Here is a 21,961-nt window from a genome sequence, read left to right on the forward strand (position 1 = left end):
CGGTACGGCCGGGCGGCCGACCGGCGCGGAAGGCTTGTGTCGGGCTCGCGACGGGTGTGAGATCGGAAGTGGGGAGGTGAGCCAGCTCACCCGCCCGCCCGTCCCCGTGTCCGTCCTCGAGGAGAGCACCGGAAGATATCGCCGCGGCACCCGCCCGGGCCCGCTCCCCCGTCGCGTGCGGCGGTCGCCACCAACCACCGGCTGAGGGAGGTGCGCCGCGATGGCGCAGAAGAACCAGGAGAAGGGTGTCACCGGCGGCGCGCCGGTGGTGACCGAGCCCGACAGGGTTCGCAACGTGGTGCTCGTGGGGCACTCCGGCGCGGGCAAGACGACCCTGGTCGAGGCGCTGCTCGCGGCCTCCGGCACGATCGGCCGGGCCGGCTCGGTGGTCGACGGCACCACGGTCTGCGACCATGACCCGGCGGCCGTCCGTCAGCAGCGCTCGGTCAGCCTGGCCTGCGCCCCGCTGCTGCACCGGGACGTCAAGGTCAACCTCCTGGACACCCCCGGCTACGGCGACTTCGTCGGTGAGCTGCGCGCCGGCCTGCGGGCCGCGGACGCCGCGCTGTTCGTCGTCTCGGCGGCCGGCGGGATGGACGCCGCCACCGTCGCCCTCTGGGAGGAGTGCGCCGCGGTGGACCTGCCGCGCGCCGTCGCGGTGACCCGGCTGGACCACCCGCGCGCCGACTTCGACGAGGCGGTGGCGCTCAGCCAACGGCTCTTCGGCGACAACGTCGTCCCGCTGTACCTGCCGATGCTCGGCGACGACGGCGAGTCGGTCGCCGGCCTGCTGGGGCTGATCACCCGGCGGGTGTACGACTACTCCGACGGCCTGCCCCCGGCGGTCCGCGAACCGGACCCGCAGCACCTGCCGGCCATCGCCGAGTCCCGCGACGAGCTGATCGAGGGGATCATCGCGGAGAGCGAGGACGAGACCCTGATGGACCGCTACCTCGGCGGCGAGGAGATCGACACCGAGGTGCTGACCACCGACCTGGAGAAGGCGGTCGCCCGCGGGCACTTCTACCCGGTGGTGCCGGTCTGCGCGGCGACCGGGGTCGGCGTGGACGCGCTGCTGGACGGCCTGGTGTCGGCGTTCCCCTCCCCGCTGGAGCACGAGCTGCCCGCGGTCACCGGGCTGGACGGCTCGCCGCGGCCGCCGCTGACCTGCGACCCGGACGGGCCGCTGATCGCCGAGGTGGTCAAGACCACCGTCGACCGGCACGTCGGGCGGGTCTCCCTGGTCCGGGTCTTCTCCGGCACGCTCCGCCCCGACCTGGTGGCGCACGTGGCCGGGCACGGCCTGGCCGAGCGCGGGCACCCCGACCACGACGCGGACGAGCGGGTCGGGCACCTCTACAGCCCGCTCGGCGCCGCCCTGCGCGAGGTGCCGCTCTGCGTCGCCGGCGACCTGTGCGCGATCACCAAGTCGGGCAGCGCGGAGACCGGCGACACCATCTCCACCCGGGACGAGCCGCTGCTGATCGCCCCCTGGGAGATGCCCGAACCGCTGCTGCCGGTGGCCATCGTGGCGCGCAGCCGGGCCGACGAGGACGCCCTCGCCCGCAACCTGGCCCGGCTGGTCGCCGGCGACCCGACGCTGCGGCTGGAACGCAACCCGGAGACCCACCAGCTGGTGCTGTGGTGCATGGGCGAGGCGCACGCCGACGTGGTGCTCGACCGGCTGCGCGGCGGCGGCGTCGAGCTGGACACCGAGCCGGTCCGGGTGGCGCTGCGCGAGACGCTGACCGCCCCGGCCCGCGGTCACGGCCGGCACGTCAAGCAGTCCGGCGGCCACGGCCAGTACGCGGTCTGCGACGTCGAGGTGGAGCCGCTGCCCCGCGGCGCCGGCTTCGAGTTCGTCGACAAGGTCGTCGGCGGGGCGGTGCCGCACCACTACATCCCGTCGGTGGAGAAGGGCGTGCGGGCCCAGCTGGACCGCGGCCTGGTCGCCGGGTTCCCGGTGGTGGACCTGCGGGTCACCCTGTTCGACGGCAAGGCGCACAGCGTCGACTCCTCCGACGCGGCCTTCCAGACCGCCGGCGCGCTCGCCCTGCGGGACGCGGCGGAGAAGGCGCAGCCGGCGCTGCTGGAACCGGTCGACGAGGTGGTGATCCGGGTCGCCGACTCCTCGGTCGGCGCGGTGCTGGGCGACCTGTCCGGCCGGCGCGGCCGGGTGCTCGGCACCGAGCCCGACCCGGACGCCGAGGGCCGCAGCCTGGTCCGCGCCGAGGTGCCCGCCACCGAACTGCTCCGGTACGCGGTCGAGCTGCGCGCGATGACCGCCGGCACCGGCACCTTCCGCCGGGAGTTCGCCCGCTACGAGCCGATGCCCGCGCACCTGGCCGACCAGGCCCGCAAGGAGCACGCCACCCGCTCGTGACCCGCCCTCTCGCACGCCCGCCGTTTCCCGGAAAGGGGGGCCATTCCGGGCGCGTAGGCCACGCTTTCCAAGAAACAGCGGGAACGGGGTGGGCGGGGTCAGGGGCGGGCGCTGGGGATCGGGGGCATCGGCCAGTGCGGGCGGTCGGCGTCCCGCAGCGCGGCGCTGCGCAGCGCGGCGAGCTGCCGCTCGACCTCGGCGAACTGGTCGGGGTCGAGCGGGCCGCGGGCGAGCGCGGCGGCGTTCTCCTCCACCTGGGCGACCGTCCGGCAGCCGGGGATGGGCACGGTGCGCCCGCTGCGGGCCCACAGCCAGCCCAGCGCGCCCTGGGCGAGGGTGCGGCCGTCGGCGGTCAGCGCGCCCCGCACGGCGGCCACCCGGCGCAGCCACTCCGGCGCCGGCCGGCCGCCCCGGAACCACTCCAGCCAGGTCGGGGCGGTGCCGCGCACGTCGTCCCGGGGCAGCGTCGAGCCGGCGGTGAACTTGCCGGTGAGCAGCCCCATCCCGAGCGGCCCTCGGTTGACGCTGGCCAGGTCGTGCTTGTCGCAGGTGGCCAGCATGACCGGGGCGTCCCGCAGCACGGAGAGGGTGTGCTGCACCGCGGTGGCGTGCGGCGCCGCCTCGGCGAAGGCCGCCGCCCGGTCGGCCCGGTCGGTGCTCCACCCGTACGCCCGGACCAGTCCGTCGGCGACCAGCTGCTCCAGCGTGCCGACCAACGCCTCCACCCGGGGCAGCGGCAGGTCGCCCAGGTGCAGCTGGTAGAGGTCGATCCGGTCGGTGCCCAGCCGGCGCAGCGAGTCGGTCACCGCCCGGCGCAGGTACGCCGGCGAGCTGTCCTCCCCGGTGGCCTGCCGGGCCCGCTCGTCGAAGGTGTAACCCCACTTGGTGGCGATCACCGCCTCGTCCCGCCGGCCGGCGAGCGCCCGCCCGAGCACCCGCTCACCGTGCCCGGCGCCGTACGTGTCAGCGGTGTCGAACAGCGTCACCCCGAGGTCCAACGCCCGGCGGACGGCCCGGAGGGACTCCTCGTCGTCCACCGCGCCCCAACCCAGCGGGCGCTCCCCCTCGGCCCAGGGGCCGCCGATCGCCCAGCACCCCATGCCGAGGGCGCTGACCTGGATGCCGCTGCGACCCAACGTCCGCGTCGTTGCTGCCATCGCCGCATCCTGCCACCCCGCCCCGGCCCGGGGGCGCCGAAGTCGCCGATCGTGCATGATCGACCACATGCGACGACTGGGCGTGGATGTCGGCGGGGTCATCATCGAGCGCAGCGAGGGCGACGAGGACACCTCGTTCTTCGGCCCGAACTACCTGCGTACGCCGCCGGTGCCGGGGGTCTTCGAGGCGCTGGCGCAGCTGGTCGGTGGCTTCGACGAGACGTACGTGGTGTCGAAGTGCGAGGAGCCGACCGAGCGGCGAACCCGCGACTGGCTGGCCCACCACGACTTCCACGCCCGCACCGGGATCGGCCCGGACCGGCTGCACTTCTGCCGGACCCGGCCGGAGAAGGGGCCGATCGCCGAACGGCTGGGGCTGACCCACTTCGTCGACGACAAGCTGGAGGTGCTGGGCCACCTGGCCAACGTGGGGCACCGGTACCTGTTCCGACCCCGCCAGCAGGAGGTCGACGCGCACGCGGCGCAGCTGCCCGGCGTACACCGGGTGGAGAGCTGGCCGGAGCTGGTGGCCCTGCTGACCGCGGACAGCACCGGGCCGCGGTGAAGCGGCGGTCAGCGGCGGAAGGCGTACGCCAGCGGCACCGGGGTCGGCTGCCCCGGCCAGCTGCCGGTCAGCGCGACCCCCGCCGGGCCGGCGTCGATCGACGCGGCCCGGACCGACGCGGGGTCGGTCGGCCGGCGGAGCACCACTAGCTCGACGGTGTCGGTGCGGATCAGTGCCGGGTCGGCGTCGACCACCCGCCGGGGCGTACCCACCTCGGGCAGCCCGGTGTCACCGGCGGCGGCGCTGGTGACCGTCATCGTGGGCGCCCGCTCCTCCCGCCCACCGTCGACCTCGACGTACTCCACCGCCTGGCCGGCGCCGCCGAGGATGGCGGCGGCCAGCGCGGCGGCGTAGACCGGGTCGCCACAGGCGTCGTAGACCCAGCGGCGGCCAAGCACCGAGTGCTCGGTGGTGCCGACCAGCCAGCCGTCGGCCCCGTCGAGCGGCGTGCCGCGGTAGGTCAGCGGGACCTGGTGGACCGGCCCGTCACCGGCGCTGACCAGCATCGTCTCGATGCCGACCGCCCCGGCCGGGTCGTCGAACCGGTAGGCCGCGACGCGCACCACCTCGGCGCCGGCCGGACCGTGGTACCAACCGCGGCCGGGCAGCCAGTCGGCCAGCAGTTCGAGCTTGGTGGGGCGCAGCGTGGCGCGGTGCAGCAGGGCCATGGGCGAGATCATAGGGGTGCCGCCCGCGCCACGTGGTTTCGTGATCTCGTCCGGGAGGCACTACAGCGGCCGGAGGGCGGAATGAGTGTGACGGCGGATCAGATCGAGCGGGCGACCGAGGTACGACCGGCGCCCCGCTGGGTGGCGCCCACCTTCGCGGTGCTGGCACTGCTCACCCTGCCCTGGATCGGCTACCTCGCGGTGACCCTGCCCCGGCACGCGGTGACCGTGCACTACCGGGCCGCCTGGGTGGGCTTCGACCTCGGGCTGGTGGCGATGCTGGCGCTGACCGCGCTGTACGCCTACCGGGGTCACCGGCAGGTGGTGATCGCGGCCAGCGGCACCGCCACCATGCTGCTGGTGGACGCCTGGTTCGACGTCACCACCACCCCGGCCGGCCCGGACCTGCTGCTGTCGGTGCTGCTGGCCGCGCTGGTCGAGCTGCCGCTGGCCGCGGTCTGCCTGTGGATCGCCCGGCACGGCGACCGGATGGTGGAGCGCCGGCTGCGCCAGCTCGCCGTCCGGGCCCGGCTGGCCGCCGACCGGGCCGAGGCCGCGGAGCGGACCGCCACCGACACCCGCCGCCGGCTGATCCGCCTGCGGAACCGCTGAGCCGAGCGCGGGTCAGGCCGGCCAGGCGCGGGCGAGCAGCTCGCGGGTGTCGGCGAGCAGCTGCGGCAGCACCTTCGTCCGGCCGATCACCGGCATGAAGTTGGCGTCGCCGCCCCAGCGCGGCACCACGTGCTGGTGCAGGTGCGCGGCGATGCCGGCCCCGGCCACGCCGCCCTGGTTCATCCCCAGGTTGAACCCGTGGGCGCTGCTGACCTGGCGGACCACCCGCATCGCGTGCTGGGTGAACGCGCCCAGCTCGACGGTCTCCGCCGGGTCGAGATCGGTGTAGTCGGCGACGTGCCGGTACGGGCAGACCAGCAGGTGACCCGGGTTGTACGGGTACAGGTTGAGCACCACGAACACGTGCTCGCCCCGGGCCACCACCAGGCTCTCCTCCGGCGGCCGGCCGGGGGCCAGGCAGAACGGGCAACCGGTCGGTTTCTCGTACCCGCCGTCCGGCCGGTCCTCGCCGGAGATGTAGGTCATCCGGTGCGGCGTCCAGAGCCGGTCCAGCCCGTCCGCCAGGCCGTCGTGCAGGTCCTCGTCGACGTGCCGCTCCACCCCAGTCACGCCGCCGATCCTACGGTGACCACCGCCGGTCAGCTCGCCGCGGAGGGGCCGGAGTTGGTCCGCGAGCCGACCACGTCCAGCACGTGGCTGACCGCCTCGGCGACCGGCACCCCGTTGCGCTGGGAGCCGTCCCGGTAGCGGAAGGAGACCGTGCCGGCGGCCACGTCGTCGTCGCCGGCGATCACCATGAACGGGATCTTCTGCTGCTGCGCGGTGCGGATCTTCTTCTGCATCCGGTCGTCGCCCGCGTCGACCTGGGCCCGGATCCCCTCGGCGCGCAGCGCCGCGACGAAGCCGTGCAGGTAGTCGGTGTGGTCCTCGCGGATCGGGATGCCGACCACCTGCACCGGCGCCAGCCAGGCCGGGAACGCGCCCGCGTAGTGCTCGGTGAGCACGCCGAAGAAGCGCTCGATCGAGCCGAAGAGCGCCCGGTGGATCATCACCGGCCGCTGCCGGCTGCCGTCGGCGGCCTGGAACTCCAGGCCGAACCGCTCGGGCAGGTTGAAGTCGACCTGGATGGTGGACATCTGCCAGGTCCGGCCGATCGCGTCCTTGGCCTGCACGGAGATCTTCGGGCCGTAGAAGGCCGCGCCGCCCGGATCCGGCACCAGGTCGAGGCCGGACTCCTGGGCCGCCGAGCGCAGCGCCTCGGTGGCCCGCTCCCAGTTCTCGTCGGTGCCGACGGACTTCTCCGGGTTACGGGTGGACAGCTCCAGGTAGAAGTCGTCCAGGCCGTAGTCGCGCAGCAGCTCCAGCACGAAGGCGAGCAGCGACTTCAGCTCGCCGGCCATCTGCTCCTCGGTGCAGAAGATGTGCGCGTCGTCCTGGGTCATGCCGCGCACCCGGGTCAGGCCGTGCACCACGCCGGACTTCTCGTACCGGTAGACCGTGCCGAACTCGAACATCCGCAGCGGCAGCTCGCGGTAGGACCGCCCGCGGGACCGGAAGATCAGGTCGTGCATCGGGCAGTTCATCGGCTTGAGGTAGTAGTTCGCGCCCTCGACCTCCATGGGCGGGAACATGCCGTCGGCGTACCAGTCGAGGTGCCCGGAGACCTCGTACAGGTGGCCCTTGGTGATGTGCGGGGTGTTGACGAACGCGTAGCCGGCCTGCTCGTGCTTGATCCGGGAGTAGTTCTCCATCTCCCGGCGGATGATGCCGCCCTTGGGGTGGAAGACCGCCAGGCCGGAGCCGAGCTCGTCGGGGAAGCTGAACAGGTCGAGGTCGACGCCGAGCTTGCGGTGGTCGCGCCGGGCGGCCTCCTCCAACAGCTTCAGGTACGCCTTGAGCTCGTCCCGGGTCGGCCAGGCGGTGCCGTAGACCCGCTGCAGCTGCGGGTTCTTCTCCGACCCGCGCCAGTACGCGGCGGCCGAGCGCATCAGCTTGAACGCGCCGATCAGCCGGGTGTTCGGCAGGTGCGGGCCGCGGCACAGGTCCGACCAGCAGACCTTGTCCTCGTTGGCGGCGAGGTTGTCGTAGATGGTCAGCTCGCCGCCGCCCACCTCCATCACCTCGGCGGTGTCCAGCCCCTCGCCCTTGACGTCGATCAGCTCCAGCTTGAACGGCTCGGCGGCCAGCTCGGCCTTCGCCTCGTCCAGGCTGTCGAAGCGCCGCCGGCGGAACCGCTGGCCGGACTTGACGATCTCCTGCATCCGCTTCTCGAGCTTCGCCAGGTCGTCCGGCTGGAACGGCTTGTCGACCGCGAAGTCGTAGTAGAAGCCGTTCTCGATGGGCGGGCCGATGCCGAGCTTCGCCTCGGGGAAGACGTCCTGCACGGCTTGGGCGAGCACGTGCGCGGTGGAGTGGCGCAGCACGTTTAGGCCGTCCGGCGAGTCGAGGGTGACCGGCTCGACGGTGGTCTCCTCCGCCGGCGCCCAGTCCAGGTCGCGCAGCTGGCCCTGCGGGTCGCGGACCACCACGACGGCCTTCGGGCCGGCGGCGGGCAGCCCGGCCGCGGCCACCGCGTCGGCCGCCGTGGTCCCGGCGGCGACGACGACGGGGTCGGCCACGACGGGGGTACGGGGTGCGGACACGGTGACTCCTCAACGGCAGACGGTACGGATGGGCCGGTAAACCGACCCCCTGCGATGCTATCGGGCACCCCGGACCGGCCCGGCCGTGGGGAATGGAAGGCCGGGCCGGGTCCCGCCGGCCGGGATTCGTCGCGGCGCGATTGAACCTTTCCGGCCTCCCGTCCGAACTACCCGGTGTGGCCGGAGCCGGTGCCGGCCGCCGGAAGCGGATGGGGGCAGGGATGACGACGACCCGGAGCGGCAGCCGTCGGCGCCGCGGCGCGCTCGTCCTGGCCGCGGCGGTGGCCGGGGCGTTGGGTTGGGCCGGGCCGGCCCTGGCCGACGGGGTGACGGCCACGCCGAGCGAGGCGGCCCGGGGCGACGCGGTGGAGCTGCACCTGGTGGTGCCGGAGGAACGACCCGGCGCGCGCACCGAGAAGATCGAGTTCCGGCTGCCCGCCGACGCGCCGATCGGCGAGGTCTACCCGCTGTCGGTGCCTGGCTGGGCGCCGCTGATCACCACCCGCAAGCCCACCACCCGGGTGGAGGGCATCCACGGCTACAGCGTCGACACGGTGACCGCCTCGGTGATCTGGACCCGGGCCGCCGGTAGGCCGGTGCCCGGCCCGGCCCGGCTCTCGATCGCGATGGGCCCGATGCCGGAGGTGGACCGGGTCGCCTTCGAGGTGGTGCAGACGTACTCGGACGGGTCGGTGGTGCGCTGGGCCGACCCGGCGGGCGGCGCGCACCCGGCCCCGGCGCTGGCCCTGCGGCCGGCGCCGCCCGGCGCCGCGACCGGGCACGAGCACGGCGGGGTCGCCGATCCTCAGGTGGCGGCCGGCCCCGGCACGGCGGCCGGCGGCGCCGCGCCGGGCGGTGCGCCGGCCGACGACCCGGCGCCGAACGCGGACGTGCTGCTCGGCGGCGGCCTGCTGGCCGGCCTCGGCGGCGGCGCGGTGGTCGGCTGGGCGGTGAGTCGCCGGCGGCGGTCCGGCCCGACCACCCCCGACCGGGGCGACGCCCCCGACACCGACGAGCCGGCCGAGGCGCGGGGGTGGAAATTCGACGGCCGTACCCCGCCGTCGACCCCCGCCGACTCCGCCGCGGCCGACGAGGGCGAGACCGGGGCGCCGGCCGACCCGGCACCGGGCCGGGCCGAGCAGGCGGTGGGTTCGCGCTGAGGTCAGCCCAGCCAGGCCGGCAGCCGCTCCCGGGCGGCCAGCCAGCCGTCGGGCACGCCACCCGGGGTGCCGACCCCGGTGTACGCGGCCACGACCGAACCGACGATCGCGCCCGTGGTGTCCACGTCGCCACCCGCCTCGACACAGGCCTGGATCGCCCGCGGGTAGTCGTCGAGGCGGGAGGCGGCCAGCCAGAGGGTGAAGCCGACGGTGTCCTGGGCGGTCACCCGGGAGCCGTTGCCGAGCACCTCCACCGCCTCGGCGAGCGGGCGGCCGAGCAGGCCGACCGCGCGGCGTACCCGGCGGTGCACCTCGGTGGCGGGGTCGAGCGCGGCGGCCACGGCGGCCAGCAGGCGGGCCGGGTCGGGGCGTACCCCGTCGAGGCGGGCGCGGGCGGCCAGCGCGGCGGCCACCGCGACCGCGACGGCGCCCGCGACCCCCTCGGGATGCGCGTGGGTGATCTCGGCGCTGGCCCGGGCCTGGGCCGCCGCCATGCTGACCGAGTCGGCGAACCAGGCGCCCAGCGGACCGACCCGCATCGCCGCGCCGTTGCCGCAGGAGCCCTGCCCGTCGAACGCCGCGGCGGCGGCCACCGGCCACGGCGTGCCGGTGCGGATCAGCCGCAGGATGGTCACCGCGCCCGGGCCGTATCCGCGGTAGGGCTCGCAGCGTTCGGCGAAGGCGAGCGCCAGCCGGTCGCGGTCGATCTCGCCGTGGGCGAGCAGCTCGGCCAGCACCGAACAGGCCATCTCGGTGTCGTCGGTCCACTGCCAGGTCGGCGGCGGGAGCGTGCCGGCGGCGACGTCGCTCCGGTGGTGACCGGGTACGAAGAACTGGGAGCCGAGCGCGTCGCCGACGGAGAGGCCGGCGAGGCTGTCGCGGGCCAGTGCCTCCCGCGCGTCGGCAAAGAGGGTGAAGGTCATCGCCGTACCAGCTTGCCCGGTTCGGGGGCCCGCCGCAACGCGATCGACTTGCCACGGGCAGTACGGTGCTGAGGTGGCCACCGTACTCCTGGTCGAAGACGACCACGTCGTACGCGGCGCGATGCTGCGTTCCCTCAGCGACCGGGGGCACGCCGTGCACGCCGTCGGCACCGCGCTGGACGCGCTGCGCCGGGTCGCCGCCGAGACCCCGGACCTGGTCGTGCTGGACCTGGGCCTGCCCGACCTGGACGGCTCGGACGCGCTGCGCATGCTGCGCGGCATCACCGACGTGCCGATCATCATCGCCACCGCCCGGGACGACGAGCAGTCGGTGGTCCGGCTGCTGCGCGCCGGCGCCGACGACTACATGGTCAAGCCGTTCACCGGCGCGCACCTGGACGCCCGGATCACCACCGTGCTGCGCCGGGTCGGCCGGGCCAGCCGGACGGTGCAGCCCGCCGTGCACACCGTGGGCGGCCTGCGGGTGGACGTCGGCGAGCGCAGCGCGGTGCTCGACGGGGAGCCGCTCGCGCTGACCCGCAAGGAATTCGACCTGCTGGCGTATCTCGCCGCCCGACCCGGCCGGGTAGTGTCCCGGCGGGAGCTTTTGGAGGAGGTATGGCGGCAGCCGTCGGTCGGCGAGGACCAGACCATCGACGTGCACCTGTACTGGTTGCGCCGGAAGATGGGCGAGTCCGCCGCGAAGCCACGCTACCTGCGCACCGTGCGGGGGGTGGGCTTCCGGCTGGTGGCCCCGGACTGAGGCTGGCGCTGGCCTACCTCACGGCCGGCATGTGCGCGCTGGTGGCCCTGGCGTTCCTCGTCCCGCTCGGCATCAGCCTGCGCGACGAGGTGCGCGAGGAGGCGCTGTCCGACGCGGCCCGCCGGGCCGGGATGGTCACCGGGGCGCTGGCGGTCAGCACCGAGCCCGCCGCGCTGCGCCGCGCCGTCGAGGCCACCGGTGACGACCCGGCCACCCGGCCGGTGGTGCACGGCCTGGGTGGCGCGGAACCGGTCGGCCGCGCCGACCCGGCCGACCTGGAGCGGGCCCGTACGGCCGGGAAGTCGATGGTCGTCGACGTGGACGACGGCGTGGTGCGGCTGGACCCGGTGGTGCTCGGCAACCGGACGGCCGTGGTGGAGGTCTTCGTTCCGCGCTCCGCCCTGGACGAGGGCGCGGGCGGCACCTGGCTGCTGCTGACCGGGGTCGCGCTGGCCCTGGTGGGCGCCGCGGTGATCGTGGTGGACCGGGTGGCGGCCCGCGCGGTCGACTCGACCCGCGGGCTGGTCAAGGCCGCCCTGGCCGTCGGCGACGGAGACCTCGGCGTCCGGGTGGAGCCGAGCGGCCCGCGCGAGCTGGCCGAGGCCGGGTACGCGTTCAACCGGATGGCGGACCGCCTGGTCGCCGCCCGGACCGACGAGCGGGAGCTGGTCGCCGACCTGTCGCACCGGCTGCGTACCCCGCTGACCGTGCTGCGGCTGGACGCCGAGGGGCTGGACTCCGACGACACCAGCGTCGGCTCGTTCACCCCGGCGGAGCTGGACCGCCGGCGGACCATCCGGCGGATCCGGCAGGCCATCGTCACCCTCGAGGGCGAGATCGACGTCCTGATCAAGACGACCCGCAAGGCGGTCGCCCACGAGGTCGGGCCGGCCGAGTGCGACGTCAGCGAGGTGGTCCGGGACCGGATGGTGTTCTGGGCGGCGCTGGCCGGTGACCAGAACCGCCCGCACCGGGTGATCGGCGCCCAGCTGCGCATCCCGGCGCCGGTGCCCCGGGCGGAGCTGGCGGCTGCGCTCGATGCGGTGATCGGCAACGTGTTCCGCTACACCCCGCAGGGGACCGCGTTCGAGGTGGCGGTGTCGCGCCGGGACGGGTACGTGGCGATCCGGATCGACGACGCCGGGCCGGGCATCGCCAACCCCGACCGGGCGCTGCGCCGGGGCGCCAGCGACCAGGGCTCGACCGGCCTGGGCCTGGACATCGCCAAGCGGGTCGCGTTGCAGGCCAACGGCTCGGTCAGCATCGACCGGGCCCGGCTCGGCGGCGCCAGCGTGGTGATGCTGCTGGCCGACCCGGAGGCGATGCCCCGGCAGGTCAACCGGTTCGGGCTGGTCGGGCGGATGGCCCGGGAGCAGAAGACCGGCGGCCGGCGCTGGCCCCGGCCCCGGCCCACCGACGACTGAGCGGGCCCGGGCCGTCGACGCAGTGGGCCGACCACGGGCCGGGCTGTGGGCGGCCGCAAGTCTTCCTTAGATCCGGGTTAACGGTGCCGGCGCGACCGGTTCCGGCTGGCACGATTCCCGCAGTACCCATCAGCTCCGCCGGCCTGTCGCCCCTGACAACCTGCCGGCCGGCGGAGCCCGTGCGCGCGGCGGGGGCATGGTCCCCCCACACCCGCCCCCGCCGCGCGCGCACCCCTCACCCGCAGCCCGCCCGTCGCCGTCGTGAGGTGAGCAGATGAACGTTTCCCGACCGCCCTGCCCGACGTTCGTGATTGGCATCGGCGTGCCGTCGTCGTACGCCCGGGCCCTGGTGCTCGCGCTGGTCGCCGTCCTCGGCCGGCCGCTGACCCTGCCGGCGCGGCCGCACCCGCCGGTGGCCGCCCTCGGCCCGCTGCTGGCCGCCCGGCGACCGCGCCGGATCGTCCGGCCGGGCCGGGCGCGGCCGGTCAGCGCGTCGCGGCCGCCGAACAGGCGTCGATCTCGGCGCTGATCCGCGCCTTGTCGGCCGGCTCCATGAACGAGGCGGTCACCGCGTCGCGGGCCAGCGCGGCGAGCCGCTGCGGGCCGGCGTCGAGCAGCCGGGCCGCCACCGCGTACTCGTCGTTGAGGGTGGTGCCGAACATCGGCGGGTCGTCGGAGTTGATGCTGACCAGCACGCCCGCGTCGACCAACTGCCGCAGCGGGTGCTCCTCGATGGTCGGCACCGCCCGGGTGCGCACGTTGGAGGTCGGGCAGACCTCCAGGGCGATCCGGTGCTCGGCCAGGTACGCCAGCAGCTCCGGGTCTCCGGCGGCGGAGATGCCGTGCCCGATCCGCTCGGCGCCCAGGTCGCGCAGCGCGTCCCAGATCGTCTGCGGGCCGGTGGTCTCGCCGGCGTGCGGTACCGAGCGCAGCCCTGCCGCCCGGGCCTGGTCGAAGTACGGCTTGAACTGCGGTCGGGGCACGCCGATCTCCGGGCCGCCGAGACCGAAGCTGATCAGCCCGTCGGGGCGCTCGTCCAGCGCGATCCGCAGGGTCTCCTCGGCGGCCGGCAGCCCGGCCTCCCCGGGGATGTCGAAGCACCAGCGCAGCGCGATGCCGAAGTCCGCCTCGGCGCGCTTGCGGGCGTCCTCGATCGCCTCGCAGAACGCCGGGGCGGGGATGCCCCGGTGCACGTGCGAGTACGGGGTGACGGTCAGCTCGGCGTACCGGACCTGCTGGCGGGCCAGCTCGCGGGCCACCTCGTGGGTGAGCATCCAGACGTCGTCCGGGTCCCGGATCAGGTCCACCACGCTCAGGTAGACCTCGACGAAGTGGGCGAAGTCGCGGAAGGCGAAGTAGTCGGCGAGCGCGTCCGGGTCGGCCGGCACCGGGCTGCGTCCCTCGTGCCGGGCGGCCAGCTCGGACACGATGCGCGGCGAGGCGGAGCCGACGTGGTGCACGTGCAGCTCCACCTTGGGCAGCGCGGCGATGAAGGCGGGCAGGTCGGTCACGGTAACTCCTCAAGCACGGGCGCCGGTGCGGGCGACCACGAAGATCCGGCGGAACGGGAACCGCACCCGACCCTGCCGCACCGGGTACGCCTCGGCGAGCCGATATTCCAGCTCGGCGCGGAAGGCGGCCCAGCCGGCGGCGTCCAGCACGGCCCGGACGGGGCGCAGCGCGGTCCCCTCCATCCAGGCGAGCACGGGGTGGTCGGCGCCGGTGCGGGCGGGAAGCAGGTGCACGTAGGTAGTCTCCCAGGCGTCCACGGCGCAGCCGGCGTCGGCCAGCAGCGTGGCGTAGTCGCTCGCGTCGCCGACCGGGGCCTCGCGCAGCACCGGCGCCGCGGTGGCCGACCAGCGGTCCCGGCCGGCGACCGCGCGCAGCGCCCGGTGCGAGGGCGCGGCGAAGTTGCCCGGCACCTGGAACGCCAGCCAGGCGCCGGCCGGCAGCTCGCCGGCCCACCGGACGAGCAGGTCGCGGTGGTCGGGGACCCACTGCAGCACCGCGTTGCAGACCAGCACGTCGACCTCCGGGCCAGGCCGCCAGTCCCGGACGTCACCGACGGCGAAGTCGACCGGCGCGGCCAGCGCGATGGCCCGTTCGATCATCGGTGCGGAGCTGTCGATGCCGGTGATCCGGGCGGCCGGCCAGCGGGCGGCCAGCCCGGCGGTCAGGGTGCCCGGGCCGCAGCCCAGGTCGACCACCGCGCGCGGCCGGTCGGCGGGCACCCGGGCCAGGAGGTCGTGGAAGGGCCGGGAGCGTTCGTCGTCGTAGCGCAGGTAGGTCGTCGGATCCCACATCCCAGCCTCCAAACCGTACGCCCGTACTGCTGAACTGTACGGCCCACCGTGCGGCAGCGCAACGAGGTCACTAGGGTGGTCGGGATGGAACAGCGCAGCTTCGACCGGCTCGGCCGGCAGGTGGGTGTGGTCGGCCTCGGCGCCTGGCAGCTCGGCGCCGACTGGGGTCGGGTCGACGAGGACGACGCGCTCGCCGTGGTCGCCGCCGCGGTGGACGCCGGAGTGACCTTCCTGGACACCGCCGACGTCTACGGCGACGGCCGCAGCGAGCGGCTGATCGGCCGGTTCCTGCGCGAGCACCCCGGCCACGGGCTGACCGTCGCCACCAAGATGGGCCGCCGGGTCGAGCAGACGCCCGAGGCGTACACCATGGACAACTTCCGCGCCTGGACCGACCGGTCCCGGGCCAACCTGGGCGTGGACACTCTGGACCTGGTCCAGCTGCACTGCCCACCCACCGCCGTCTTCGCCGACGACCGGGTCTTCGACGCCCTGGACACCCTGGTCGCCGAGCGGCGGGTGGCCGGGTACGGCGTCAGCGTCGAGACCTGCGACCAGGCGCTCACCGCCATCGCCCGACCGAACGTGGCGAGCGTGCAGATCATCCTCAACGCGGTCCGGCTCAAGCCGCTGGACCAGGTCCTGCCGGCCGCCGCCGCGGCCGGGGTGGGCGTCATCGCCCGGGTTCCGCTGGCCAGCGGCCTGCTCTCCGGCCGGTACGACGAGCACACCACCTTCGCCGCCGACGACCACCGCACCTTCAACCGGCACGGCGAGAGCTTCGACGTCGGCGAGACCTTCTCCGGAGTGGACTACGACCTCGGCCTGGAGGTGGTCCGCCGGCTCGCCCCGTCGGTCCGCGACGACCGCACCACGGCCCAGTTCGCGCTGCGCTGGATCATCGACCAGCCGGGCGTCACCGTGGTCATCCCCGGCGCCCGCACCCCCGAGCAGGCCCGGGGCAATGCCGCCGCCGCGCAGGTGCCGCCGCTGACCGACGCCGAGCGGGCGACCGTGCGCTCCGTCTACGACGAACTGGTCCGCCCCCGGGTCCACGACCGGTGGTGAGCACGGCGGTGCTCGCGTCCGGCCCCAACCGGCGGCATGCTGGCGGTGCGGCCGCCGACCCCGGCGCGCGAAGGAGGGATCGATGAGAGGCTGGCTCACGCTCACCCTCGGCCTGCTGGCCGTGGTGGTCGGCGCCGTCTGGACGGTGCAGGGCCTCGGTTACGTCAGCGGCAGCCTGATGACCGGCCAGCGGATCTGGGCGGTGCTCGGTCCGCTGCTGGTGCTGGTCGGGCTCGTCGTGCTCTGGCGCGGCCTGCGCTCGCGCCGGCGCACCTGATCGGTCCGCCAACCCGACCTGTCCGCCGGACGGCCCGCGCGCCGTGGCGGCGCTTCGGACCCGGACACGCGGAAAGCCCCGCGTCCCAGCGGGGACACGGGGCTCGTCGATCCGGGGTGCCGGATCACCCGGGCCGGCTGCGCCGGCCGGCACTGCTCAGATGGGGCGGACCTGCTCGGCCTGCGGACCCTTCTGACCCTGGGCGATCTCGAACTCCACCCGCTGGTTCTCCTCCAGCGTGCGGTAACCGCTGGTCTGGATGGCCGAGAAGTGGACGAACACGTCAGCACCCCCGCCGTCGACGGTGATGAAGCCGAAGCCCTTGTCAGCGTTGAACCACTTCACGGTTCCCTGCGCCATGTGTATCTCCTTCTAAAACTGGCGGCCGAGCACGCCGTGCGGCCGATTGGCCGTTTTCGAGCAGCAGCGACTGAGGCGGCCCCCACCAAGGAGACTTCTCTCAACCCACGCCGTCTCTCAACAGCGGGGACCAGCAAACCACGTACGCAAAACTCTGCACAGCCCACTCGACGAAGTTTTCCGACATGTGACCTGACGGATGCCTGAGATCCGCTGGAGGGCTCGTCGGGACCGCGCGAACGGCCCCCACCCGTCGATGCGGGAGGGGGCCGGAACGCCTGTCGGATCGAGTCTGGTCAGTCGGGCCAGCGACCGGTGAGCCGCCGTACGCCGACCGCCCCGCCCCGGTCCACCGCGGCCCGGACGACCGCGAAGATGGCGCCCTGCAGGGCCGCCGCGGCGAGGATCTCGCCCCACCGGCGGTCCTCGTCGGTCGGGTCCGGCGCCTCGCCGTCACCGGCGGTCACCTTCCAGACCTGCTTGAAGATCACCCCGGCGACCGTGCCCGCGGCCAACCCGAGCAGCACCCCGACGGGCCGGTACGCGGCCTTACCGATCCTCGTGCTCACCTGCGCCTCCCCCGAACGATCAACAGCACCAGAACGGTCGCCACGGCGCCGGCCGCGACCGCGGCCCACGGCGCCGGCGAGCGCCCGAACGTCTCGCCGTACCCCTGCGACCGCACCTGGTCGGCCTTCAGCGCCGCCTGCCCGCGCACCCGGGACACGGTCAGCGCGGCCTGCTCGCGCACCCGCTCCTTCGCCTGCCCGGCGGATTCCCGCAGCCGGGCCTTGACGTCGGCCTTGGCGGCCAACAGCTCCATCGTCTCGCCCAACTCCACCCGGGTGCGCCGGATCTCCTCGCGCAGCGCCTCGGTGTCGCCGGTGCCGTTGCCCGTCATGCCCGTCCCCTGTCCTTCACCGCGGCGGTGACGGTGTCCACGTCCGCCCGGACGCTGCGCACCGTCGCCTCCGGCATCGGCGGGACGGCACGGCTGACCTGCTTCTTGCCCACCAGGGCGAGCACCCCGGCGATCAGGAAGAGCACCACCGCCACGATCAGCGCGGCCGCCCACGCGGGCAGCACCAGGGCCAGCAGCAGGATCGCCGTGGCGACCAGGGCGCCGGTGCCGTACAGGGCCATCACCCCGCCGCCACCGAACAGACCGATCCCGATCCCGGCGTGCTTGCCCTTCTCGGTCAGTTCGGCCCGGGCCAGCGCCAGTTCGTCCCGGACCAGCCGGGACACCTGCTCGGTGGCCCGCTGCACCAACTCGGCGGTGGACGGCTCGGTCCCCGTGCGGGACGTGTGGTGGTTCGTGACGTCAGCCATGCTGTCCTCCTTTCATCATCACCGCGCTGTATGCCCGGAGCCGCCGCCCGCCAATCCTGCGCGCAGTACCCCGCTCATCATCTGACCTCAGCCGGGGGTGGGACGTACGGCGAAACGCGGAAGCCGGCACGACGAAGCCCCCGGAACGCTCGGTTCCGGGGGCTTCGGGAGGCGTCGGGCCTGCGGCCGCTCTCAGCGGCGGGCGTCCACCGGTTCCTCCGGGCGCGGCTCGGGGCGGCCCTCGCGGGCCTCGCCGTCCTCGGCCGGGCCGACGAAGGCCTCGCTGCGGGCGTCGCCGTCGTCGCTGCCGCCGAAGACCCGGGCGTCGTCCGGCACGTCGGCGTCCCGGGGCCGGGGCGAGGGACGCGTCGCCGGCCGGGTCCGCACCCACTGCCAGGGCAGCGCGCCGGAGGAGTCACCGATCTCGGTGCGGGTGCGCGGCAGCGCCGTCGGCCGGTGGTCCCGCACCCAGGCGGCGAGGTGTTCGCGCACCAGGCAGCGCAGGTCCCACAGGCTGCCGGCGTCGGCGGCGCTGACCAGCGCCCGGACCGTCAGCGTGCCGCCGGTCGCGTCGGTCACCTGCAGGACGCAGACCCGGCCGTCCCACAGCTCGGTGCCCTCGCACAGCCGGCGCAACTCCTCGCGCATCGCCTGCACCGGGATCGCCCAGTCCACCTCGAACTCGGCGGTGCCCAGCACGGCGGCCTCCGTCCGGGTCCAGTTCTGGAACGGGGTGCTGGTGAAGTACGACGTGGGCAGGATCAGCCGCCGGTCGTCCCAGATCTGCACCACCACGTAGCTGAGGGTGAGCTCTTCGATCCGGCCCCACTCCCCCTCGACCACCACCACGTCGTCCAGGCGTACCGCGTCGCTGAAGGCGAGCTGCAGGCCGGCGATCACGTTGCCGAGCAGGCTCTGCGCGGCCAGCGCGGCCACCACACCGACCAGACCGGCGCTGGTCAGCACGCCGGCGCCGACGCCCCGGACGGCGGGGAAGGTCATCAGCGACACCCCGACCGCCAGGATCACGATCATCGCGATGGTCAGCCGGCGCAGCAGCACCACCTGGGTCCGCACCCGCCGGGCGTGCCGGTTGTTCGGCACGTCGGTGCGGAACCGGGCCAGCGCGGTGTCCTCCACCACGACCAGCAGCGAGGCCACCAGCCAGGCCAGCGCGGCGACCACGGCGAGCACCAGGGTGTGCAGCACCACCTGCCGCCAGGCGGTGCCGACGGCGTACCCGGTGGTGAGCCGGACGGCGAACTGGACGGCGAGCACCGTGGCGGCCACCTGGAAGGAGCGGTGGGCGTGCTCGGTGAGCTCCGTCATCAGCAGCGACCGCCGGCCGAGCCGGCGGACCACACGGTGCACCACCTCGACGATCAGCAGGGCGATCGCCGCCGCGGCGGCCGCGGCGGCAAACGTCTCGAGGTAGTCCTGCACGGGCTGTTCTCCCTCCGGCGGGTTGATCGGTTCCCGGGCAAAAGCTCCATGGTGCCCCGGGATCGCCGAGTCGACCAGCTCAGACCTTCCGGAACCGGGACTGCAGGAAGCAGTAGACGCCGAACGCGGCGATGCCCAGCGCCATCAGCGCCAGGATGACCGGGCCCCAGGGCTGGTCACGCATGGTGCGCAGGGCGGCGTCCAGACCGCGGGCCTTCTGCGGGTCGTACGTGACGGCGGCCACCACCACCAGCACGCCGGCCACGGCGAAGACGGCGCCCCGGGCCATGTAGCCGGCCATGCCGAGCCGCCGGGTGACCTTGTGGATCTTCGGGCTCATCTCGCCGGTCTTGAGGTTGCGCTCGAACTTCTTCTTGAAGCCGTAGATCACCATGCCGATGCCCACCGCGGCGAGCACCAGGCCGGCCAGCCCGACCAGCCACCGGCCACCACCGGAGGCCATCAGCTTCTCCGACAGCTGCTGCTGCTGGTTCGAGGCGTTCGCGCTGGCCTCCTGGAAGACCCGCACGGCGGTCCACGCCAGCCAGAGGAAGACGATGGTGCGGACCACCGAGGCGATCCGCTCGAACAGGCGCTCCTTGCCCTGCCGGGACCGGTGCCCGACGGCCGCCTCCAGGGCCTGCCAGATGGCCATGGCGACCAGGCCGACCGCGATGGCGATCAGCAGGAACTTGCCCAGCGGCTGCTCGCCGATGGTGCGCAGCGCACCGTTCTGGTTGCCCTCCTCGCTCGACGAGCCGAAGGCGATCTGCAGGATGAGCCAGGCGAAGAGCAGGTGGATGATCCCGTAGCCGATGAAGCCGGCCCGGGCCAGGATTTCCAGCCAGCGGCTGTCCGCGGTGCGGGCTGCGGTGGCTTCGGCGTTCCGGGTGAGTGACATGGCGCCACAATCTCCGGATGCGAAGATCCCCAAACGTGGTTTGGGCGGCTACGGGGCCCGTCAGCTGCCCGAACTGCGGGCCACCTGGATCTTGACCTGCTGGTCGGTGACGCTGTCCAGGGTCACCGCGAAGCCGCCCACCTCGGCGGCCTGCTGGCCGGTGGTCAGCGACAGCTGCTCGCCGGCGACCTCCACGGTCACCTGGTCGCCCTGGGCGCCGACCAGCTTCGCCTCCACGCCGAGGATGGTGGCCCGGGCGTCCACGCCCCGGTCGAAGGTGACGGTGCAGGCGTCCAGGCCGCAGTCGGTGTCGGCGCCGTCGGAGCTGCACCCGGCCAGGACGGCCACGCCGAGGGCCAGCCCGGCGAGCAGGCCGGCGGCGCGGCGGGGGGAGGACGGCGAGGGGGATCGGTTCGTCACCCGACCCAGGGTACGAGACACCCGCCCACCGGTCACCTCCCGATGATCATCGTCCGGCGCGGGTTAGGGTCCCGGCATGCCGTTCGACATCGCCCGGACCCGGGCCGCCTACCCCGCCCTGACCGAGGGTTTCGCCCACTTCGACGGTGCCGGCGGCACCCAGACGCCGCAGTCGGTGATCGACGCGGTCGCCGGCGCGATGCGGACCGCGTTGGGCAACCGGACCACCGCGTTCACGCCGGGCCGGCGGTCGCTGGAGCTGGTCGCGGCCGCCCGCGCGGCCGTGGCCGACCTGCTGGGCGCCGCTCCGGACGGGGTGGTCCTCGGGCCGAGCGCCACCGTGCTGACGTACACCCTGGCCCGGGCGCTCGGGGACACCTGGCGGCCCGGCGACGAGGTGGTGGTCTCCCGGCTGGACCACGACGCGAACGTCCGGCCCTGGGTGCAGGCGGCCGAGGCCGCCGGGGTCACCGTCCGCTGGGCCGAGTTCGACCCGGCCACCGGCGAGCTGCCGGCCGGGCAGTACGCCGAGCTGGTCGGGCCGCGCACCCGGCTGGTCGCGGTGACCGCCGGCAGCAACGCGATCGGCACCGTGCCGGACGTCGCCGCGATCGCCAAGACCGCCCACGAGTCGGGCGCGCTGGTCTGCGTGGACGGGGTGCACTCGGTGCCGCACGGCCCGACCGACGTCGCCTCGCTGGGCGCCGACTTCCTGGTCACCAGCGCGTACAAGTGGTCCGGCCCGCACCTGGCGGCGCTGGTGGCCGACCCGGCCCGGCTGGCGCAGCTGCACCCGGCCAAGCTGCTGCCCTCGTCCGACGCGGTGCCGGACCGGTTCGAGGCCGGCACACCCAGCTTCCCGCTGCTGGCCGGGGTGGCCGCCGCGGTGGACCACCTGGCCGGGCTGGACCCGGCCGCGACCGGCCACCGTAGGGAGCGGGTACGCGCCGGCCTGGCCGCCGCCCAGGCGTACGAGGAGTCGCTGTTCGAGCGGCTGCTCGCCGGCCTGACCGCGCGCCCCGCGGTGACGGTGTACGGCGCGGCCGCCCGGCGCTGCCCGACGGTGTCGTTCCGGCTGGCCGGCTGGTCGCCGGCCGGGCTGGCCGCCGCGCTGGGTGAGGCGGGGCTGTGCCTGTCGGCCGGCGACTACTACGCCTACGAGTACTTCCAGGCGATGGGCCTGCGGGATTCCGGCGGCGCGGTGCGGGCCAGCGTCTACCACTACAACACGGTGCAAGAGGTGGACCGGTTGCTGGCCGAACTGGACACGCTGGCCGACCGGGGGGAGAGAATGGCCCGGTGAGCTTCCTGGTCGAGGAGAACCCCGCCAAGCACCGCTTCGAGATCCTGGTGGACGACGCGCTGGCCGGCTTCACCGCGTACCTGCCGCGCGGCGAGGTACGGATCTTCACCCACACCGAGGTGCGCCCCGAGTTCCAGGACATGGGGGTGGGCGGCGCGCTGATGAAGGCCACCCTGGACCAGGTCCGGGAGCAGGGCGGCCGGGTGGTGCCGCAGTGCCCGTTCATGCGGGCCTGGATCGAGCGGCATCCCGACTACGCCGACCTGGTCGTCGAGCCGGCCTGAGCCGGCCGCGCC

The 21,961-nt window shown here is 74.5% G+C and carries 25 protein-coding genes; 11 read left to right on the forward strand and 14 right to left on the reverse strand.

Going from position 1 to position 21,961, the window contains the following annotated elements; translation table 11 throughout:
• Positions 1 to 220 precede the first annotated feature (220 nt).
• On the forward strand, positions 221 to 2,383 hold the full coding sequence (locus ACFY3U_RS10275; protein ID WP_387198107.1) for an elongation factor G-like protein EF-G2: 2,163 nt from the start codon (positions 221 to 223) through the stop codon (positions 2,381 to 2,383).
• 98 nt (positions 2,384 to 2,481) lie between these two features.
• On the opposite strand, the gene ACFY3U_RS10280 is transcribed toward ACFY3U_RS10275, so the two are convergent.
• The gene (locus tag ACFY3U_RS10280) at positions 2,482 to 3,540 is read right to left on the reverse strand and encodes an aldo/keto reductase (RefSeq protein WP_387198109.1); all 1,059 of its coding nucleotides are present in this window, start codon (positions 3,538 to 3,540) and stop codon (positions 2,482 to 2,484) included.
• 67 nt (positions 3,541 to 3,607) lie between these two features.
• On the opposite strand from ACFY3U_RS10280, the gene ACFY3U_RS10285 reads away from it, so the two are divergent.
• A complete protein-coding gene (locus ACFY3U_RS10285; protein WP_387198112.1) occupies positions 3,608 to 4,105 on the forward strand; it encodes a hypothetical protein in 498 nt (165 codons plus the stop codon).
• Between the two features lie 8 nt (positions 4,106 to 4,113).
• Here the strand turns inward: ACFY3U_RS10285 and ACFY3U_RS10290 are convergent, their stop codons facing one another.
• On the reverse strand, positions 4,114 to 4,773 hold the full coding sequence (locus tag ACFY3U_RS10290) for a hypothetical protein (protein ID WP_387198115.1): 660 nt from the start codon (positions 4,771 to 4,773) through the stop codon (positions 4,114 to 4,116).
• 81 nt (positions 4,774 to 4,854) lie between these two features.
• Between ACFY3U_RS10290 and ACFY3U_RS10295 the strand changes: the two genes are divergently transcribed.
• Entirely contained in the window at positions 4,855 to 5,385 is a 531-nt protein-coding gene (locus ACFY3U_RS10295; RefSeq protein WP_387198118.1) for a hypothetical protein, read from the forward strand.
• 12 nt (positions 5,386 to 5,397) lie between these two features.
• Here ACFY3U_RS10295 and ACFY3U_RS10300 read toward each other — a convergent pair whose 3' ends face one another.
• Together ACFY3U_RS10300 and thrS are read right to left on the reverse strand one after the other, a co-directional pair.
• Positions 5,398 to 5,955, reverse strand: a complete 558-nt coding sequence (locus ACFY3U_RS10300) for an HIT family protein (protein ID WP_387198121.1) — start codon at positions 5,953 to 5,955, stop codon at positions 5,398 to 5,400.
• A 29-nt stretch (positions 5,956 to 5,984) separates the two neighbouring features.
• Entirely contained in the window at positions 5,985 to 7,988 is a 2,004-nt protein-coding gene (gene thrS, locus ACFY3U_RS10305) for a threonine--tRNA ligase (protein WP_387198124.1), read from the reverse strand.
• Positions 7,989 to 8,209: 221 nt separating this feature from the next.
• Here thrS and ACFY3U_RS10310 point away from each other — a divergent pair, with 221 nt between their 5' ends.
• Entirely contained in the window at positions 8,210 to 9,148 is a 939-nt protein-coding gene (locus ACFY3U_RS10310) for a DUF1775 domain-containing protein (RefSeq protein WP_387198127.1), read from the forward strand.
• A gap of 2 nt (positions 9,149 to 9,150) precedes the next feature.
• Here ACFY3U_RS10310 and ACFY3U_RS10315 read toward each other — a convergent pair whose 3' ends face one another.
• Positions 9,151 to 10,071, reverse strand: a complete 921-nt coding sequence (locus ACFY3U_RS10315) for an ADP-ribosylglycohydrolase family protein (protein WP_387198129.1) — start codon at positions 10,069 to 10,071, stop codon at positions 9,151 to 9,153.
• A gap of 73 nt (positions 10,072 to 10,144) precedes the next feature.
• Between ACFY3U_RS10315 and ACFY3U_RS10320 the strand changes: the two genes are divergently transcribed.
• The 3 genes from ACFY3U_RS10320 to ACFY3U_RS10330 all read left to right on the forward strand — a co-directional run bounded on the left by ACFY3U_RS10320 (position 10,145) and on the right by ACFY3U_RS10330 (position 12,787).
• Positions 10,145 to 10,834 carry a response regulator transcription factor gene (locus ACFY3U_RS10320; RefSeq protein ID WP_387198132.1) on the forward strand — a complete coding sequence of 230 codons (690 nt, stop codon included), beginning with the start codon at positions 10,145 to 10,147 and terminating at the stop codon, positions 10,832 to 10,834.
• A 29-nt stretch (positions 10,835 to 10,863) separates the two neighbouring features.
• Complete coding sequence (locus ACFY3U_RS10325; RefSeq protein ID WP_387198135.1) at positions 10,864 to 12,258, forward strand: ATP-binding protein; 1,395 nt, start codon at positions 10,864 to 10,866, stop codon at positions 12,256 to 12,258.
• A 274-nt stretch (positions 12,259 to 12,532) separates the two neighbouring features.
• Positions 12,533 to 12,787 carry a hypothetical protein gene (locus ACFY3U_RS10330; RefSeq protein WP_387198138.1) on the forward strand — a complete coding sequence of 85 codons (255 nt, stop codon included), beginning with the start codon at positions 12,533 to 12,535 and terminating at the stop codon, positions 12,785 to 12,787.
• Here ACFY3U_RS10330 and ACFY3U_RS10335 read toward each other — a convergent pair.
• Positions 12,744 to 13,769: an adenosine deaminase gene (locus ACFY3U_RS10335; RefSeq protein WP_387198141.1), complete on the reverse strand. Its 1,026-nt coding sequence runs from the start codon at positions 13,767 to 13,769 to the stop codon at positions 12,744 to 12,746. The genes ACFY3U_RS10330 and ACFY3U_RS10335 overlap by 44 nt on opposite strands.
• Before the next feature lie 9 nt (positions 13,770 to 13,778).
• Positions 13,779 to 14,561 carry a trans-aconitate 2-methyltransferase gene (locus ACFY3U_RS10340; protein WP_387198144.1) on the reverse strand — a complete coding sequence of 261 codons (783 nt, stop codon included), beginning with the start codon at positions 14,559 to 14,561 and terminating at the stop codon, positions 13,779 to 13,781.
• Positions 14,562 to 14,645: 84 nt separating this feature from the next.
• Here ACFY3U_RS10340 and ACFY3U_RS10345 point away from each other — a divergent pair, with 84 nt between their 5' ends.
• Positions 14,646 to 15,629: an aldo/keto reductase gene (locus ACFY3U_RS10345; RefSeq protein WP_387198147.1), complete on the forward strand. Its 984-nt coding sequence runs from the start codon at positions 14,646 to 14,648 to the stop codon at positions 15,627 to 15,629.
• Between the two features lie 82 nt (positions 15,630 to 15,711).
• The gene (locus ACFY3U_RS10350; RefSeq protein WP_387198150.1) at positions 15,712 to 15,906 is read left to right on the forward strand and encodes a hypothetical protein; all 195 of its coding nucleotides are present in this window, start codon (positions 15,712 to 15,714) and stop codon (positions 15,904 to 15,906) included.
• A 156-nt stretch (positions 15,907 to 16,062) separates the two neighbouring features.
• Here ACFY3U_RS10350 and ACFY3U_RS10355 read toward each other — a convergent pair whose 3' ends face one another.
• The 7 genes from ACFY3U_RS10355 to ACFY3U_RS10385 form a co-directional block, all read right to left on the reverse strand.
• Positions 16,063 to 16,266, reverse strand: coding sequence for a cold-shock protein (locus ACFY3U_RS10355; RefSeq protein WP_007075740.1), 204 nt, complete (start codon positions 16,264 to 16,266; stop codon positions 16,063 to 16,065).
• A gap of 296 nt (positions 16,267 to 16,562) precedes the next feature.
• Complete coding sequence (locus ACFY3U_RS10360) at positions 16,563 to 16,835, reverse strand: DUF4235 domain-containing protein (RefSeq protein ID WP_387198153.1); 273 nt, start codon at positions 16,833 to 16,835, stop codon at positions 16,563 to 16,565.
• Complete coding sequence (locus tag ACFY3U_RS10365) at positions 16,832 to 17,167, reverse strand: DUF3618 domain-containing protein (RefSeq protein ID WP_387198156.1); 336 nt, start codon at positions 17,165 to 17,167, stop codon at positions 16,832 to 16,834. The genes ACFY3U_RS10360 and ACFY3U_RS10365 overlap by 4 nt, the downstream gene beginning before the upstream one ends.
• Positions 17,164 to 17,598, reverse strand: a complete 435-nt coding sequence (locus ACFY3U_RS10370) for a phage holin family protein (protein ID WP_387198159.1) — start codon at positions 17,596 to 17,598, stop codon at positions 17,164 to 17,166. The genes ACFY3U_RS10365 and ACFY3U_RS10370 overlap by 4 nt, the downstream gene beginning before the upstream one ends.
• A 192-nt stretch (positions 17,599 to 17,790) precedes the next feature.
• Positions 17,791 to 19,041 (reverse strand): mechanosensitive ion channel family protein, encoded by a 1,251-nt coding sequence (locus tag ACFY3U_RS10375; protein WP_387198162.1) that lies wholly within the window; start codon positions 19,039 to 19,041, stop codon positions 17,791 to 17,793.
• A 79-nt stretch (positions 19,042 to 19,120) separates the two neighbouring features.
• Positions 19,121 to 19,942: a DUF1206 domain-containing protein gene (locus ACFY3U_RS10380; RefSeq protein WP_387198165.1), complete on the reverse strand. Its 822-nt coding sequence runs from the start codon at positions 19,940 to 19,942 to the stop codon at positions 19,121 to 19,123.
• A 60-nt stretch (positions 19,943 to 20,002) separates the two neighbouring features.
• Positions 20,003 to 20,362 carry a hypothetical protein gene (locus ACFY3U_RS10385; protein ID WP_387198168.1) on the reverse strand — a complete coding sequence of 120 codons (360 nt, stop codon included), beginning with the start codon at positions 20,360 to 20,362 and terminating at the stop codon, positions 20,003 to 20,005.
• 76 nt (positions 20,363 to 20,438) lie between these two features.
• Between ACFY3U_RS10385 and ACFY3U_RS10390 the strand changes: the two genes are divergently transcribed.
• Together ACFY3U_RS10390 and ACFY3U_RS10395 are read left to right on the forward strand one after the other, a co-directional pair.
• Positions 20,439 to 21,665, forward strand: a complete 1,227-nt coding sequence (locus tag ACFY3U_RS10390; protein WP_387198171.1) for a cysteine desulfurase-like protein — start codon at positions 20,439 to 20,441, stop codon at positions 21,663 to 21,665.
• The gene (locus ACFY3U_RS10395; RefSeq protein WP_387198174.1) at positions 21,662 to 21,949 is read left to right on the forward strand and encodes a GNAT family N-acetyltransferase; all 288 of its coding nucleotides are present in this window, start codon (positions 21,662 to 21,664) and stop codon (positions 21,947 to 21,949) included. The genes ACFY3U_RS10390 and ACFY3U_RS10395 overlap by 4 nt, the downstream gene beginning before the upstream one ends.
• Positions 21,950 to 21,961: the final 12 nt, after the last annotated feature.

Origin of the sequence: Micromonospora sp. NPDC000089, assembly GCF_042899365.1 — a bacterium.
GTDB lineage: Bacteria > Actinomycetota > Actinomycetes > Mycobacteriales > Micromonosporaceae > Micromonospora.

What these genes read in the sequence shown, in the direction of transcription:
- ACFY3U_RS10275 (WP_387198107.1), top strand. Translation starts at nt 221, where the DNA reads ATGGCGCAGAAGAACCAGGAGAAGGGTGTCACCGGCGGCGCGCCGGTG.
- ACFY3U_RS10280 (WP_387198109.1), bottom strand. Translation starts at nt 3,540, where the DNA reads ATGGCAGCAACGACGCGGACGTTGGGTCGCAGCGGCATCCAGGTCAGC.
- ACFY3U_RS10285 (WP_387198112.1), top strand. Translation starts at nt 3,608, where the DNA reads ATGCGACGACTGGGCGTGGATGTCGGCGGGGTCATCATCGAGCGCAGC.
- ACFY3U_RS10290 (WP_387198115.1), bottom strand. Translation starts at nt 4,773, where the DNA reads ATGGCCCTGCTGCACCGCGCCACGCTGCGCCCCACCAAGCTCGAACTG.
- ACFY3U_RS10295 (WP_387198118.1), top strand. Translation starts at nt 4,855, where the DNA reads ATGAGTGTGACGGCGGATCAGATCGAGCGGGCGACCGAGGTACGACCG.
- ACFY3U_RS10310 (WP_387198127.1), top strand. Translation starts at nt 8,210, where the DNA reads ATGACGACGACCCGGAGCGGCAGCCGTCGGCGCCGCGGCGCGCTCGTC.
- ACFY3U_RS10315 (WP_387198129.1), bottom strand. Translation starts at nt 10,071, where the DNA reads ATGACCTTCACCCTCTTTGCCGACGCGCGGGAGGCACTGGCCCGCGAC.
- ACFY3U_RS10325 (WP_387198135.1), top strand. Translation starts at nt 10,864, where the DNA reads ATGTGCGCGCTGGTGGCCCTGGCGTTCCTCGTCCCGCTCGGCATCAGC.
- ACFY3U_RS10330 (WP_387198138.1), top strand. Translation starts at nt 12,533, where the DNA reads ATGAACGTTTCCCGACCGCCCTGCCCGACGTTCGTGATTGGCATCGGC.
- ACFY3U_RS10340 (WP_387198144.1), bottom strand. Translation starts at nt 14,561, where the DNA reads ATGTGGGATCCGACGACCTACCTGCGCTACGACGACGAACGCTCCCGG.
- ACFY3U_RS10345 (WP_387198147.1), top strand. Translation starts at nt 14,646, where the DNA reads ATGGAACAGCGCAGCTTCGACCGGCTCGGCCGGCAGGTGGGTGTGGTC.
- ACFY3U_RS10350 (WP_387198150.1), top strand. Translation starts at nt 15,712, where the DNA reads ATGAGAGGCTGGCTCACGCTCACCCTCGGCCTGCTGGCCGTGGTGGTC.
- ACFY3U_RS10355 (WP_007075740.1), bottom strand. Translation starts at nt 16,266, where the DNA reads ATGGCGCAGGGAACCGTGAAGTGGTTCAACGCTGACAAGGGCTTCGGC.
- ACFY3U_RS10365 (WP_387198156.1), bottom strand. Translation starts at nt 17,167, where the DNA reads ATGACGGGCAACGGCACCGGCGACACCGAGGCGCTGCGCGAGGAGATC.
- ACFY3U_RS10370 (WP_387198159.1), bottom strand. Translation starts at nt 17,598, where the DNA reads ATGGCTGACGTCACGAACCACCACACGTCCCGCACGGGGACCGAGCCG.
- ACFY3U_RS10380 (WP_387198165.1), bottom strand. Translation starts at nt 19,942, where the DNA reads ATGTCACTCACCCGGAACGCCGAAGCCACCGCAGCCCGCACCGCGGAC.
- ACFY3U_RS10390 (WP_387198171.1), top strand. Translation starts at nt 20,439, where the DNA reads ATGCCGTTCGACATCGCCCGGACCCGGGCCGCCTACCCCGCCCTGACC.